Below are 14,996 nucleotides of genomic sequence, written 5' to 3' on the forward strand. Positions count from 1 at the left end.
CGTTCCCCCTCCGACAGTCAAACTCACCCGCCCTCCGGCCTCGGCCGCGGGCACACTGGTGCCCTATTCGACGTATAACGGGGGCGCGTGGCGGGCGGCCCCCCGCCACTCCCTTCGCCTGGAGGGAGGACGCGTAACGCGAGACATACGAAAACCTCTTTCCTGAGGGCCGAAAACCGGCCTTCAGGAAACGGGTTTTCTCCCGTTCTAGCCGGCAGCCGACAGGCACCGGGAAAACAGACAAAGGGTTGCCGCCAAGGTAGCCCAGCATGCAAGGCGAGCCGCGGCGAGGCTCGTCCCGAGTTTAGAGCTAAGGAGCGACGATGGCCCAGACCCAGACTTTCAATGGCCGCAGACGCGTACGCAAGTTCTTCGGAAAGATTCCGGAAGTTGCGGAGATGCCGAACCTGATCGAGGTTCAGAAGGCATCCTATGACCAGTTCCTGATGGTGGCGGAGCCCAAGGGTGGGCGTCCGGACGAGGGACTGCAGGCCGTTTTCAAGTCGGTCTTCCCGATCTCCGATTTTTCCGGCTCCTCGATGCTGGAGTTCGTGAAGTACGAGTTCGAAGGACCGAAATTCGACGTTGACGAATGCCGTCAGCGCGACCTCACCTATGCCGCGCCGCTCAAGGTGACGCTGCGCCTCATCGTGTTCGATATCGACGAGGATACCGGCGCCAAGTCCATCAAGGACATCAAGGAGCAGGACGTCTACATGGGCGACATGCCGCTCATGACCCTGAACGGCACCTTCATCGTCAACGGCACCGAGCGCGTCATCGTCTCGCAGATGCACCGCTCGCCGGGCGTCTTCTTCGACCATGACAAGGGCAAGTCGCACTCGTCGGGCAAGCTTCTGTTTGCCGCGCGCGTCATTCCCTATCGCGGTTCGTGGCTCGACATCGAGTTCGATTCCAAGGACGTCGTGCACGCCCGCATCGACCGTCGCCGCAAGATTCCGGTGACGTCGCTGCTGATGGCGCTCGGCATGGACGGCGAAGAGATCCTGTCGACCTTCTACAACAAGATCACCTATGTGCGTGCCGGCGACCACTGGCGCATTCCGTTCAACGTCGAGCGTTTCCGCGGCCTCAAGGCCGTCGGCGACCTGGTCGACGCCGATACGGGCGAAGTCGTTGTCGAGGCCGGCAAGAAGATCACCGCCCGCCAGGCAAGGGCGCTTGGCGAGAAGGGTCTCAAGGCGATCAAGGCGACCGACGAGGATCTGCTCGGCAACTACCTGGCCGAGGACATCGTCAACTACGCCACCGGCGAGATCTTCCTCGAAGCCGGCGACGAGATCGACGAGAAGACGCTGAAGGTGCTGCTCGGCACGGGCGAGGACGAGATCAAGGTTCTCGACATCGACCATGTCAATGTCGGCGCCTATATCCGCAACACGCTCAACGTCGACAAGAACGAGAGCCGCCAGGACGCGCTGTTCGACATCTATCGTGTCATGCGCCCAGGCGAGCCGCCGACGCTCGAAACCGCCGAAGCCATGTTCAACTCGCTGTTCTTCGACTCGGAGCGCTACGATCTGTCGGCCGTCGGCCGCGTCAAGATGAACATGCGTCTCGAGCTCAAGGCCGAGGACACCGTGCGCGTGCTGCGCAAGGACGACATCCTGGCCGTGGTCAGGACGCTGGTCGAACTGCGCGACGGCAAGGGCGAAATCGACGACATCGACAATCTCGGCAACCGCCGCGTGCGTTCGGTCGGCGAGTTGATGGAAAACCAGTACCGCGTCGGCCTGCTGCGCATGGAGCGCGCGATCAAGGAGCGTATGTCCTCGATCGAGATCGACACGGTCATGCCGCAGGATCTGATCAACGCCAAGCCGGCGGCTGCCGCCGTGCGCGAGTTCTTCGGTTCCTCGCAGCTGTCGCAGTTCATGGACCAGACCAACCCGCTGTCGGAGATCACCCACAAGCGCCGCCTTTCGGCGCTTGGACCGGGCGGTCTGACCCGCGAGCGCGCCGGCTTCGAAGTGCGCGACGTGCACCCGACGCATTACGGCCGTATCTGCCCGATCGAGACGCCGGAAGGCCCGAATATCGGTCTGATCAACTCGCTGGCCACCTTCGCACGCGTCAACAAGTACGGCTTCATCGAGAGCCCGTACCGCAAGATCGTCGATGGCAAGCTGACCAATGACGTCGTCTATCTCTCGGCGATGGAAGAGGCCAAGCACCATGTCGCGCAGGCCAACGCCGAGCTCGACAAGAACGGTGGTTTCGTCGACGAATTCGTCATTTGCCGCAGCGCTGGCGAAGTGATGATGGCGCCGCGCGAAAACGTCGATCTGATGGACGTGTCGCCCAAGCAGATGGTGTCGGTGGCCGCGGCCCTGATCCCGTTCCTGGAAAACGACGACGCCAACCGCGCTCTGATGGGCTCCAACATGCAGCGTCAGGCCGTGCCGCTGGTGCGCGCCGAGGCGCCGTTTGTCGGCACCGGCATGGAGCCGATCGTCGCCCGTGACTCGGGCGCCGCCATCGGCGCCCGCCGCGGCGGCATCGTCGACCAGGTGGACGCGACGCGTATCGTTATCCGCGCCACAGAGGATCTCGATCCGGGCAAGTCCGGCGTCGATATCTACCGGCTGATGAAGTTCCAGCGTTCGAACCAGAACACCTGCATCAACCAGCGTCCGCTGGTTCGTATGGGCGACCGGGTCAACAAGGGCGACATCATCGCCGACGGTCCGTCGACCGAGCTCGGTGATCTGGCGCTCGGCCGCAACGTGCTGGTCGCGTTCATGCCGTGGAATGGCTACAACTACGAGGACTCGATCCTCCTGTCCGAACGCATCGTCGCCGATGACGTCTTCACCTCGATCCACATCGAGGAGTTCGAGGTCATGGCGCGTGATACCAAGCTCGGCCCGGAGGAAATCACGCGCGATATTCCCAACGTCTCGGAAGAAGCGCTGAAGAACCTCGACGAAGCCGGCATCGTCTACATCGGCGCCGAAGTTCAGCCGGGCGACATCCTGGTCGGCAAGATCACGCCGAAGGGCGAAAGCCCGATGACGCCGGAAGAGAAGCTTCTGCGCGCCATCTTCGGCGAAAAGGCATCCGATGTGCGCGACACCTCGATGCGCATGCCTCCGGGCACCTTCGGCACCGTCGTCGAGGTGCGCGTCTTCAATCGCCACGGTGTGGAGAAGGACGAGCGCGCCATGGCGATCGAGCGCGAGGAGATCGAACGCCTCGCCAAGGACCGCGACGACGAGCAGGCCATCCTGGACCGCAACGTCTATGCGCGTCTTTCCGACGTGCTCGTCGGCAAGGAAGCGATCGCTGGACCGAAGGGCTTCAAGAAGGGCTCGACGCTGTCCAAGGATACGCTCGACGAGTATCCGCGTTCGCAGTGGTGGCAGTTTGCCGTGGAGAACGAAAAGCTTCAGAGCGAACTCGAAGCCCTGCGTGGCCAGTACGACGATTCCAAGAAGGCGCTCGAACAGCGTTTCATGGACAAGGTCGAGAAGGTCCAGCGCGGCGACGAAATGCCTCCGGGCGTCATGAAGATGGTCAAGGTCTTCGTGGCCGTGAAGCGCAAGATGCAGCCCGGCGACAAGATGGCCGGCCGTCACGGCAACAAGGGTGTCGTGTCGCGGATCGTTCCGGTCGAGGACATGCCTTTCCTCGAGGACGGCACTCATGCCGATATCGTGCTCAACCCGCTGGGTGTGCCGAGCCGCATGAATGTCGGCCAGATCCTGGAAACGCATCTGGGCTGGGCTTGCGCCGGTATGGGCAGGAAGATCGGCGAGCTGATCGACACGTACAAGGCAGCCGGCGACATCAAGCCGCTGCGCAAGACGCTCGAGAGCTTCATTCCGTCTAACGACCGCAACGAGCCGGTACGCGACTATGACGACGAGAGCATTGTTCGCCTCAGCGAGCAGATGCGCCGCGGCGTTTCGATCGCGACCCCGGTGTTCGACGGCGCCCATGAGGCTGACATCAACATCATGCTGGAGCAGGCGGGCCTGCACACCAGCGGTCAGTCGCAGCTCTATGACGGACGCACGGGCGAGCCGTTCGATCGCAAGGTGACGATGGGCTACATCTACATGCTCAAGCTTCACCACCTCGTGGATGACAAGATCCACGCGCGTTCGATCGGTCCGTACTCGCTCGTCACCCAGCAGCCGCTGGGCGGCAAGGCGCAGTTCGGTGGCCAGCGCTTCGGCGAAATGGAGGTCTGGGCGCTCGAAGCATACGGCGCCGCCTACACGCTGCAGGAGATGCTGACGGTGAAGTCAGACGACGTCGCCGGCCGCACCAAGGTGTACGAGGCGATCGTGCGTGGCGACGACACTTTCGAGGCCGGCATCCCCGAGAGCTTCAACGTTCTCGTCAAGGAAATGCGGTCTCTGGGCCTCAATGTCGAGCTGGAGAACACCAAGCTCGAGGACGGCCCTATGCGGCTGCCCGACGCGGCCGAGTAAGGCAATGGCGCGCCACGGATTCCGCGGCGCGCCAATCGAATTCGACGGCCAGTGGCCGACAAAGACGGCGGGCGTTTGGCTCGCGACTAGATGCAAGGGGTTTTCGAGGACCCCGAAAAGGAGAACGGCATGAACCAAGAGGTCATGAATCTCTTCAATCCGCAGGCGCCTGCGCAGGTGTTCGATTCCATCCGGATATCGCTTGCCAGCCCTGAGAAGATTCTGTCCTGGTCTTTCGGCGAGATCAAGAAGCCGGAGACCATCAACTACCGCACCTTCAAGCCGGAGCGTGACGGTCTGTTCTGCGCGCGCATTTTTGGCCCGATCAAGGACTATGAGTGCCTGTGCGGCAAGTACAAGCGCATGAAGTACAAGGGCGTCATCTGCGAGAAGTGCGGCGTCGAAGTCACGCTGTCGCGCGTTCGCCGCGAGCGCATGGGCCATATCGAGCTGGCGGCACCTGTCGCTCACATCTGGTTCCTGAAGTCGCTGCCGTCGCGCATCGGCACGCTGCTCGACATGACCCTGAAGGACATCGAGCGCGTCCTCTACTTCGAGAACTACATTGTCACCGAACCTGGCCTCACCGCGCTGAAGGAGCACCAGCTGCTCAGCGAGGAAGAGTACATGATCGCCGTCGACGAGTATGGCGAGGATAGCTTCACCGCCATGATCGGCGCCGAGGCCATTCACGACCTCCTGGCCGGCATGGACCTGGAGAAGATCGCCGGCGACCTGCGTTCGGAACTGGCTTCGACCACCTCCGAGCTGAAGCAGAAGAAGTATCTGAAGCGGCTCAAGGTCGTCGAGAACTTCATGGAATCCGGCAACCGTCCGGAATGGATGATCATGAAGGTGGTCCCGGTGATCCCGCCGGACCTGCGCCCGCTCGTCCCGCTGGACGGCGGCCGCTTCGCCACGTCGGATCTGAACGATCTCTATCGCCGCGTCATCAACCGCAACAACCGTCTGAAGCGGCTGATCGAGCTGCGCGCTCCCGGCATCATCGTGCGCAATGAAAAGCGCATGCTGCAGGAAGCCGTCGATGCGCTGTTCGACAACGGCCGTCGCGGCCGTGTCATCACCGGCGCCAACAAGCGTCCGCTGAAGTCGCTGTCCGACATGCTCAAGGGCAAGCAGGGCCGGTTCCGTCAGAACCTGCTCGGCAAGCGCGTCGACTATTCCGGCCGCTCGGTCATCGTGACCGGTCCGGAGCTCAAGCTGCACCAGTGCGGCCTGCCCAAGAAGATGGCGCTCGAACTGTTCAAGCCCTTCATCTACGCCCGTCTCGACGCCAAGGGTTACTCCTCGACCGTCAAGCAGGCGAAGAAGCTGGTCGAGAAGGAACGTCCGGAAGTCTGGGATATCCTCGACGAGGTCATCCGCGAGCATCCGGTGCTGTTGAACCGCGCGCCGACGCTGCACCGCTTGGGCATCCAGGCGTTCGAGCCCATCCTGATCGAAGGCAAGGCGATCCAGCTGCACCCGCTGGTCTGCACGGCCTTCAACGCCGACTTCGACGGCGACCAGATGGCTGTTCACGTGCCGCTGTCGCTGGAAGCGCAGCTTGAAGCCCGCGTGCTGATGATGTCGACCAACAACATCCTGCACCCGGCTTCGGGCGCGCCGATCATCGTGCCTTCGCAGGACATGGTTCTCGGTCTCTACTATCTCTCGATCGTCAACCAGAACGAGCCGGGCGAGGGCATGGTGTTTGCCGACATGGGCGAACTCCAGCACGCGCTCGAGACCAAGGCGGTGACGCTGCACGCCAAGATCAAGGGCCGCTTCCGCACGGTCGACGCCGAAGGCAAAGTCGTGTCGAAAATCTACGACACCACCCCTGGCCGCATGATCATCGGCGAGCTTCTGCCGAAGAATGTCAACGTGCCATACGAGACCGCCAACCAGGAGATGACCAAGAAGAACATCTCCAAGATGATCGACACGGTCTACCGCCACTGCGGTCAGAAGGAGACGGTCATTTTCTGCGATCGCATCATGGCGCTCGGCTTCAGCCATGCCTGCCGTGCCGGCATTTCGTTCGGCAAGGACGACATGCTGATCCCGGATGCCAAGATCAAGCTGGTCTCCGACACCGAGGCTTTGGCCAAGGAATACGAGCAGCAGTACAATGATGGCCTGATCACGCAGGGCGAGAAGTACAACAAGGTCGTCGACGCCTGGGCCAAGTGCTCTGAAAAGGTCGCCGACGAAATGATGGCCCGCATCAAGGCGGTCGAGTTCGAGGACAATGGCCGTCAAAAGCCGATGAACTCGATCTACATGATGTCGCACTCCGGTGCGCGTGGCTCGCCCACCCAGATGCGTCAGCTCGCCGGCATGCGCGGCCTTATGGCCAAGCCGTCGGGTGAAATCATCGAGACGCCGATCATCTCGAACTTCAAGGAAGGCCTGACCGTGCTCGAGTACTTCAACTCGACCCACGGCGCCCGCAAGGGTCTGGCCGACACCGCCTTGAAGACGGCGAACTCGGGTTACCTCACCCGTCGTCTGGTCGACGTGGCGCAGGACTGCATCGTCAACTCCGTCGACTGCGGCACCGACAAGGGCCTTACCATGCAGCCGATCGTCGATGCCGGTCAGGTCGTCGCTTCGGTCGGCCAGCGCGTGCTTGGTCGTACGTCGCTCGACGACATCACCCATCCGGTGTCGGGCGAGATCCTTGTCAAGGCCGGAACGCTGATGGACGAGCGTGACGTGGAACAGATCGAAAAGGCCGGCGTCCAGTCGGTTCGCATTCGCTCGGCACTGACTTGCGAAGTCAGGGTTGGCGTCTGCGCGGTCTGCTACGGTCGCGATCTGGCCCGCGGCACCCCGGTCAACCAGGGTGAAGCAGTCGGCGTCATCGCGGCGCAGTCGATTGGCGAGCCGGGCACCCAGCTCACCATGCGTACCTTCCACATGGGCGGTACCGCGCAGGTGGTGGACAGCTCGTTCCTTGAAGCCTCCTATGAGGGCAAGGTCGAGATCCGCAACCGCAACGTGGTGCGCAACTCCGACGGCCAGCAGATGGTCATGGGCCGCAACATGGCGGTGCTGATCCTCGACGAAGCCGGCAAGGAACGCGCCACGCACCGTCTCACCTATGGTTCGCGTATCTTCGTGGACGATGGCGACAAGGTGAAGCGCGGCCAGCGTATCGCTGAGTGGGATCCCTATACCCGTCCGGTCCTCACCGAAATCGAGGGCAGGGTGTCGTACGAGGATCTGGTCGACGGCATTTCCGTTCAGGAAACGGCCGACGAGTCGACCGGCATCACCAAGCGTGAGGTCATCGACTGGCGCTCGACGCCACGCGGCAACGACCTGAAGCCGGCAATTGCCATCCAGGACGGCAAGGGCAAGGTCGGCAAGCTGTCGAAGGGCGGCGACGCCCGCTTCCTGCTCTCGGTCGAGGCCATTCTTTCGGTCGAGCCGGGTGCACAGGTTCGCCCCGGCGACGTGCTGGCGCGTATCCCGATGGAAAGCGCCAAGACGAAGGACATCACCGGCGGTCTGCCGCGTGTTGCCGAACTGTTCGAGGCACGTCGTCCGAAGGATCACGCCATCATCGCCGAGATCGACGGCACGATCCGCTTCGGCCGCGACTACAAGAACAAGCGTCGCATCATCATCGAGCCGCATGACTCGACGCTTGAGCCGGTCGAATACCTGATCCCGAAGGGCAAGCCGTTCCATCTCCAGGACGGCGACGTCATCGAGAAGGGCGATTACATCCTCGACGGCAATCCGGCGCCGCACGATATCCTGGCGATCAAGGGCGTGGAGGCACTTGCTTCCTACCTCGTCAACGAGATCCAGGAAGTCTACCGTCTGCAGGGCGTGTCGATCAACGACAAGCACATCGAGGTGATCGTTCGCCAGATGCTGCAGAAGGTCGAGATCACCACGCAGGGCGACTCGACCTACATTCCGGGCGACCACGTCGACGTGATCGAGCTGGAGGAGGTCAATGATCGCCTGGTCGAGGACGGCAAGAAGCCGGCCGAAGGCCAGCCCGTGCTGCTCGGCATCACCAAGGCTTCGCTGCAGACGCCGTCCTTCATCTCGGCCGCCTCCTTCCAGGAGACGACCCGAGTGCTGACGGAAGCTGCTGTTGCCGGCAAGACCGACATGCTGCAGGGACTGAAGGAAAACGTCATCGTCGGCCGGCTTATCCCGGCCGGCACCGGCGGCACGATGAGCCAGATCCGGCGCATCGCCACATCGCGCGACGAACTGATCATCGACGAGCGCCGCAAGGCCTCCGGTGTGGAAGTTGCCGAGCCGATGCTTGCCGACATGACACACGCCGCGCAGTAAGCGCGGAAGACGAGAAGAAGAAAAAGGGGCCCAAGCGGCCCCTTTTTCGCGTTTGAAGCATGTCAAAGACCTCGCCCGAATTTCGTTCAGACGCGACACGCTTTAGGCTTCCATATCCGCATCTGAGGAGAAAGCCATGAGCGAAAAGACTTGGGCCGTTGTCGACGATTATATCGTCGCCTCCCTTTTTGATTCAGATCCCGTTCTTGATGCCGTTCTGGCGGCCAACCACGATCAGGGTTTGCCTGCGATCGATGTCTCGGCCGCGCAAGGCAAACTGTTGTCGTTGCTGGTGCGTATCCGCGGCGCCAAGAACGTGCTGGAGATCGGCACGCTTGGTGGGTACTCGACCATCTGGATGGCAAGGGAATTGCCCGCCGACGGCAGGATCGTGACGCTTGAACTCGATCAGCACCATGCAAAGGTCGCGCGATCGAATTTCGAGCGGGCAGGGGTGTCGGCGCGGATCGACTTGCGGGTCGGGCCGGCCCTTCAGTCGCTTGCGGCTCTGGGGGCCGAGAATGCCGGGCCGTTCGATCTCATCTTCATCGACGCCGACAAACCGAACAATCCGCACTATCTGTCCTGGGCCATGCGGCTGTCTCTGCCCGGAACCGTCATCATCTGCGACAACGTCATCCGCGACGGTGCCGTGCTGAATGAGGATGGTCGCGACGCCAATGTCGAAGGCGCGCGCGCTGCGTTCTCGTTTATCGGCGGCGAGAAGCATCTGGACGGCACCGCCATCCAGACGGTCGGCGCGAAGGGCTACGACGGCTTTGCCATTGCGATCGTCGAGTGAGATCACACCATGGTTGTCTGAATGACGCTGACATCAGACCACCTCGTTCGTACTCACTTGTCATCGGCTGTTCGTTTGACGACCGGCTTCCCCCAATCCGTCGCTGCTTCGCAGCGCCACCTTTCCCCCTCCGGAGGGAAAGGAAGCCGCGTTGGACGAGCGTTGGCGGCAATAGGTTAGCGCCCCTTCCTCTACCCCGTCGATCGGGGGAGAGGTGGCTCGGCGTAGCCGAGACGGAGTGGGGGTCGACCTGGCACGAGCATGCATTCAAGCCAAGTCCGCGATCCCGTCGCGTGCACAAATCAGTCGAAGAACGCTTCGACCACGTTGCGCTTGCCGAGCATGAAGGCATCGGCGACATGCTGGAGCGGGGCCAGATCGACATCGGAGATGCCGGCGCGCACGATCTCGGCGAATCGTCGGTAGAGCATCGGGTACTCGGCCTCCGGCTCGTCATGAACCACCTTGCCGTGGACGGCGAGCTTCGAACCGCCGCCTGAAAGCACCATCGCGCCCTTGTCGGTCTCGGCCAGGATGTCCCAGCTTTGCGGGCCCGTCTGCAGCCAGTCGAGGTCCATCGTCACCGGCAACCCGTTCGAGGTGCGGAATGTGACGTGTGCGGCAACCGGGGATGCGCGGTTTTCGGGAAAATCGAGCGCCGCCGAAGTGATGAACATCGGCGGCAGGATGTGAGTGGCAATTGACAGCGCGTTGATGCCGGGATCGAAGACGCCGAAGCCGCCGGGGGCCCAGATCCATTCCTGGTTCGGGTGCCAGCGGCGCACGTCTTCCTTCCAGTTGATGGCGGCCGACTTGATTTTGGTCGAGTTCAGGAAGGCGCGAGCGGCCTCGACCGCCGGTGCATAGCGCGAGTGCCAGCTGGCGAACAGCGAGACGCCGTTCTGCGCGGCCAATGCCTTGAGGTTCTCGACTTCGCTGACCGTGGCGCCCGGCGGCTTTTCCAGGAAGACATGCTTCTTCGCCATCAGCGCCGTGCGCGCAGCGTCGTAGCGGAACTGCGGCGGCATGCAGAGCGAGACGGCCTCGAGCTCGGGTACGGCGTCGAGCATCGCTTCGATATCGGGGAAATTCGGGATGTTTTCCACCTTGCCGTGCCGGCTGGCAGCAGCGACCAGGCGATAGTTCTTGTCTTTCGCCAGGGCCGGCAGGTGTTGGTCGCGGACGATCTTGCCGACGCCGACGATGCCTATGTTGATGGGCTGGGACACGGCCGCTCCGTCTGTTGAATGATGGTGATGGCTTCTTATCAGAACACTTGCCCCGGGCAAGCCGACAGACCAACCTCAGTCTTCCTCGATCTGAGCGCCGGCGTTCGTCGGCCAGGAAGCCTAGATCGCCGATTCGCCTCGGCAACCGATTCGAAAGCTGGGCCGAGGCCTGGGTTCAGATCGGCACGTCGAAGGTGACGATCGACACTTCGCCTTCGAGCGCGCCCTGGAAGGCGGAAAGATGCGGCTCTTCGTCGGGCACGCCGTCCATGTCGCCGATCTGGTCGAGCTCGGCCTCGGCGTAGCCTTCCGCGGCAAGCGATTCGAGTGCCCGGCGCACCGCCGAATCGTCGTCGGGCGCGACCAGCATGACGTGGACGCCTTCCGGTTTGCCGCCCTTTTTCTTCCACACCCGGCCGGTGATGATGGTGACCGGGCGTTCTTCGTTGTCGTTCACGGGCCGATTCCTCTTGGCGATATGTGGGCGGGCGAGGGGGTTGTGACTGCTCATGCGGCCTTTTCGCATGAAGAAGAGCCGCGCAACAGCGCAAAGCCGTTCACTTTGCTAAGGCTTGGCACTTTCTTCCTCGCCCTTGCAAAATTGCGAAAGAAAATTACATGCGTTTTTCGCATGGCTGCCGAGCCTTGATTGGCGCGCAATATTTGGCGCTTCGGGCTTGACGGTTCGCGGTCTTACGAGTAGAAGCCGCCCAGTCAGAACCGATGTGAGGCTCTCCCTTCCGAAGCGACACGCTTTGGAGTTTGCCTCAAACAGGGTTCGTTTTACGAGCGAAAAGACATTTCCGGCGTGCACGAAGCGGCTTCCGCTTCCTCTGCGATTTGTTCGGGCAAGACCGCGAGGCGCGGTTTGTGGCCCGAATTTGCGTATGGAAATGACGCTTTGAGCGGCCCTGACCGGGCGAGACACGGAATTGAGAGACAAGAGGGTTTAATGCCTACCGTCAACCAGCTGATCCGCAAGCCGCGCATTGCGCCGGTGAAGCGCAACAAGGTCCCGGCCATGCAGCAGAACCCGCAGAAGCGGGGCGTCTGCACGCGCGTCTATACAACGACGCCGAAGAAGCCGAACTCGGCGCTGCGCAAGGTGGCCAAGATCCGCCTGACCAATGGTTTTGAAGTGATCGGGTACATCCCCGGCGAAGGCCACAACCTTCAGGAACACTCCGTGGTCATGATCCGCGGCGGCCGCGTCAAGGATCTTCCGGGCGTTCGCTACCACATCATCCGCGGCGTGCTCGATACGCAGGGTGTGAAGAACCGCAAGCAGCGCCGTTCGAAGTACGGCGCCAAGCGCCCGAAGTAAGGCGCTCGAAGTAAGATTTTCCGGCTTTGGCGCTGCTTTGAGTGCGTCGGGCTATGAGATTGAGAGACAAAAGCCATGTCGCGTCGTCACAGTGCAGAAAAGCGTGAGATCAATCCGGACCCGAAGTTCGGCGATCTGATCGTCACCAAGTTCATGAACGCCGTCATGTATGACGGCAAGAAGTCGGTTGCCGAGACCATCGTCTACGGCGCACTCGACCAGGTCCAGTCGAAGACCAAGCAGGAGCCGGTCACCGTCTTCCATCAGGCGCTCGACAATGTCGCGCCGCATGTGGAAGTGCGTTCGCGTCGTGTCGGCGGCGCCACCTACCAGGTTCCGGTCGACGTGCGCCCCGAGCGCCGCCAGGCACTGGCCATTCGCTGGCTGATCGCCGCGGCCCGCAACCGCAACGAGACCACGATGGTCGACCGCCTTTCCGGCGAGCTGATGGATGCGGCCAACAACCGCGGCACCGCCGTCAAGAAGCGTGAAGACACCCATAAGATGGCTGAAGCCAACCGCGCTTTCGCGCACTACCGCTGGTAAAGCGCGAACGAGACTGAGAGGCAGCTACGATGGCCCGCGAATACAAAATCGAAGACTACCGCAATTTCGGTATCATGGCGCATATTGACGCCGGCAAGACGACGACCACCGAGCGCGTCCTCTATTATACGGGCAAGTCGCACAAGATCGGCGAAGTCCACGACGGTGCTGCCACCATGGATTGGATGGAGCAGGAGCAGGAGCGCGGCATCACCATCACGTCCGCTGCGACCACGACCTTCTGGAAGGCTCGTGACGGCAAGATGCACCGCTTCAACATCATCGACACTCCCGGCCACGTCGACTTCACCATCGAAGTCGAGCGTTCGCTGCGTGTTCTCGACGGCGCTATTGCGCTGCTCGATGCCAATGCCGGTGTTGAGCCGCAGACGGAAACTGTCTGGCGCCAGGCCGACAAGTACCGCGTTCCGCGCATGATCTTCTGCAACAAGATGGACAAGATCGGCGCCGACTTCTATCGCTCGGTCGAGATGATCGGTTCGCGCCTTGGTGCGCATGCCGTCGTCATGCAGCTGCCTATCGGCGCCGAGACCGAGTTCAAGGGCGTTGTCGACCTCGTCGAGATGAACGCGCTGGTCTGGCGCGACGAGACGCTGGGCGCCGCCTGGGATGTCGTCGAGATCCCGGACGACCTCAAGGCTCGTGCCGAGGAATACCGCGAGAAGATGATCGAGGCCGCCGTCGAAATGGACGAGACGGCGCTTGAGAATTACCTCGAAGGCAAGATGCCGTCGAATGACGAAATCCGCGCGCTGATCCGCAAGGGCACCATCGCGGTGAAGTTCTACCCGATGTTCTGTGGCTCAGCCTTCAAGAACAAGGGCGTGCAGCCGCTGCTCGACGCCGTCGTCGAATATCTGCCGTCGCCGGCCGATGTTCCGGCCATCAAGGGCGTCGATGCCAAGACCGACGCCGAGATCGAGCGTCACGCCGACGACAACGAGCCGCTGTCGATGCTCGCCTTCAAGATCATGAACGACCCGTTCGTCGGTTCGCTGACCTTTGCCCGCATCTATTCGGGCAAGCTCACCAAGGGCATCTCGGTCGACAACACCGTGAAGGGCAAGAAGGAGCGCATCGGCCGCATGCTGCAGATGCATGCGAATTCGCGCGCCGACGTCGAAGAGGCTTTTGCCGGCGACATCGTGGCTCTGGCCGGTCTCAAGGACACGACCACCGGCGACACGCTCAGCGATCCGCTGCATCCTGTCATCCTCGAGCGCATGGAATTCCCCGATCCGGTCATCCAGATCGCGATCGAGCCGAAGACCAAGAACGACCAGGAAAAGATGGGCCTCGCCCTTCACCGCCTGGCCGCCGAGGATCCGTCCTTCCGCGTCAAGACCGACGAGGAAAGCGGCCAGACCATCATCTCCGGCATGGGTGAACTTCACCTCGACATCATCGTCGACCGCATGCGTCGCGAGTTCAAGGTCGAGGCCAATGTCGGCGCGCCGCAGGTGGCCTATCGCGAGACGATCACCCGCAGGCACGAGCAGGATTACACGCACAAGAAGCAGACCGGCGGTACCGGTCAATTCGCCCGCGTCAAGATCGTCTTCGAGCCGAACCCGGACAGCAGCGAATTCGAGTTCGAGACCAAGATCGTCGGCGGCGCCGTGCCGAAGGAATACATCCCCGGTGTCGAAAAGGGCATCAACAGCGTCATGACCTCGGGTCCGTTCGCGGGCTTCCCGATGATCGGCGTTAAGGCGACGCTGATCGATGGTGCCTACCACGATGTCGACTCCAGCGTCCTCGCCTTCGAAATCGCCGGCCGCGCCTGCTTCCGTGAAGCCGCACCCAAGCTTGGCGTGCAGCTGCTCGAGCCGATCATGAAGGTCGAAGTGGTGACGCCGGAAGACTACGTCGGCAGCGTCATCGGCGATCTGAATGGCCGTCGCGGCCAGATCCAGGGCCAGGAAGCACGTGGCGTGGCTGTGGTCATCAACGCGATGGTGCCGCTGGCCAACATGTTCAAGTATGTCGACAACCTGCGCTCGATGAGCCAGGGCCGTGCGGCCTACACGATGCAGTTCGATCACTACGAGCCGGTCCCCACGGCGGTGGCTCAGGAAGTCCAAAAGAAATACGCGTAAGGGTTCCTTAGCCGCCGGCGTCGCGCCCCTCGCGCGGTCCGGATCTGAAGAGCGAATAACAATTTCCCCCAAGCGGGTAGAATAGACGGAGAACGATTATGGCCAAAGGTAAATTCGAGCGTAACAAGCCTCACGTGAACATCGGCACGATTGGCCACGTCGACCATGGCAAGACGTCGCTGACGGCGG

General features: G+C 62.0%; 9 protein-coding genes. 7 read left to right on the forward strand and 2 right to left on the reverse strand.

The features are described from left to right. The first annotated feature begins 323 nt into the window (after positions 1 to 323). The 3 genes from rpoB (at position 324) to NKH57_RS31750 (ending at position 9,588) form a co-directional block, all read left to right on the forward strand. Positions 324 to 4,460: a DNA-directed RNA polymerase subunit beta gene (gene rpoB, locus NKH57_RS31740; RefSeq protein WP_023762908.1), complete on the forward strand. Its 4,137-nt coding sequence runs from the start codon at positions 324 to 326 to the stop codon at positions 4,458 to 4,460. Positions 4,461 to 4,589: 129 nt separating this feature from the next. Further along, positions 4,590 to 8,786 carry a DNA-directed RNA polymerase subunit beta' gene (gene rpoC, locus NKH57_RS31745; RefSeq protein ID WP_352950201.1) on the forward strand — a complete coding sequence of 1,399 codons (4,197 nt, stop codon included), beginning with the start codon at positions 4,590 to 4,592 and terminating at the stop codon, positions 8,784 to 8,786. A gap of 136 nt (positions 8,787 to 8,922) precedes the next feature. Further along, a complete protein-coding gene (locus NKH57_RS31750; protein WP_352950203.1) occupies positions 8,923 to 9,588 on the forward strand; it encodes an O-methyltransferase in 666 nt (221 codons plus the stop codon). A 302-nt stretch (positions 9,589 to 9,890) separates the two neighbouring features. Here NKH57_RS31750 and NKH57_RS31755 read toward each other — a convergent pair whose 3' ends face one another. Together NKH57_RS31755 and NKH57_RS31760 are read right to left on the reverse strand one after the other, a co-directional pair. Further along, positions 9,891 to 10,817, reverse strand: coding sequence for a Gfo/Idh/MocA family protein (locus NKH57_RS31755; protein WP_352950205.1), 927 nt, complete (start codon positions 10,815 to 10,817; stop codon positions 9,891 to 9,893). 175 nt (positions 10,818 to 10,992) lie between these two features. Continuing rightward, the gene (locus NKH57_RS31760) at positions 10,993 to 11,274 is read right to left on the reverse strand and encodes a transcriptional regulator (protein WP_023762912.1); all 282 of its coding nucleotides are present in this window, start codon (positions 11,272 to 11,274) and stop codon (positions 10,993 to 10,995) included. Positions 11,275 to 11,769: 495 nt separating this feature from the next. Between NKH57_RS31760 and rpsL the strand changes: the two genes are divergently transcribed. From rpsL to NKH57_RS31780, 4 genes are all read left to right on the forward strand, one after another. Then, entirely contained in the window at positions 11,770 to 12,141 is a 372-nt protein-coding gene (gene rpsL, locus NKH57_RS31765; protein WP_006333356.1) for a 30S ribosomal protein S12, read from the forward strand. Between the two features lie 75 nt (positions 12,142 to 12,216). Further along, positions 12,217 to 12,687 (forward strand): 30S ribosomal protein S7, encoded by a 471-nt coding sequence (gene rpsG / locus NKH57_RS31770; RefSeq protein ID WP_008875664.1) that lies wholly within the window; start codon positions 12,217 to 12,219, stop codon positions 12,685 to 12,687. A 29-nt stretch (positions 12,688 to 12,716) separates the two neighbouring features. Then, positions 12,717 to 14,807 (forward strand): elongation factor G, encoded by a 2,091-nt coding sequence (gene fusA / locus NKH57_RS31775; protein ID WP_023762913.1) that lies wholly within the window; start codon positions 12,717 to 12,719, stop codon positions 14,805 to 14,807. A 98-nt stretch (positions 14,808 to 14,905) separates the two neighbouring features. After that, the coding region (locus NKH57_RS31780) for a GTP-binding protein (RefSeq protein ID WP_032908143.1) at positions 14,906 to 14,996 on the forward strand (91 nt) is incomplete at its 3' end.

Source organism: Mesorhizobium sp. M1050 (genome assembly GCF_040318715.1).
Lineage (GTDB): Bacteria > Pseudomonadota > Alphaproteobacteria > Rhizobiales > Rhizobiaceae > Mesorhizobium.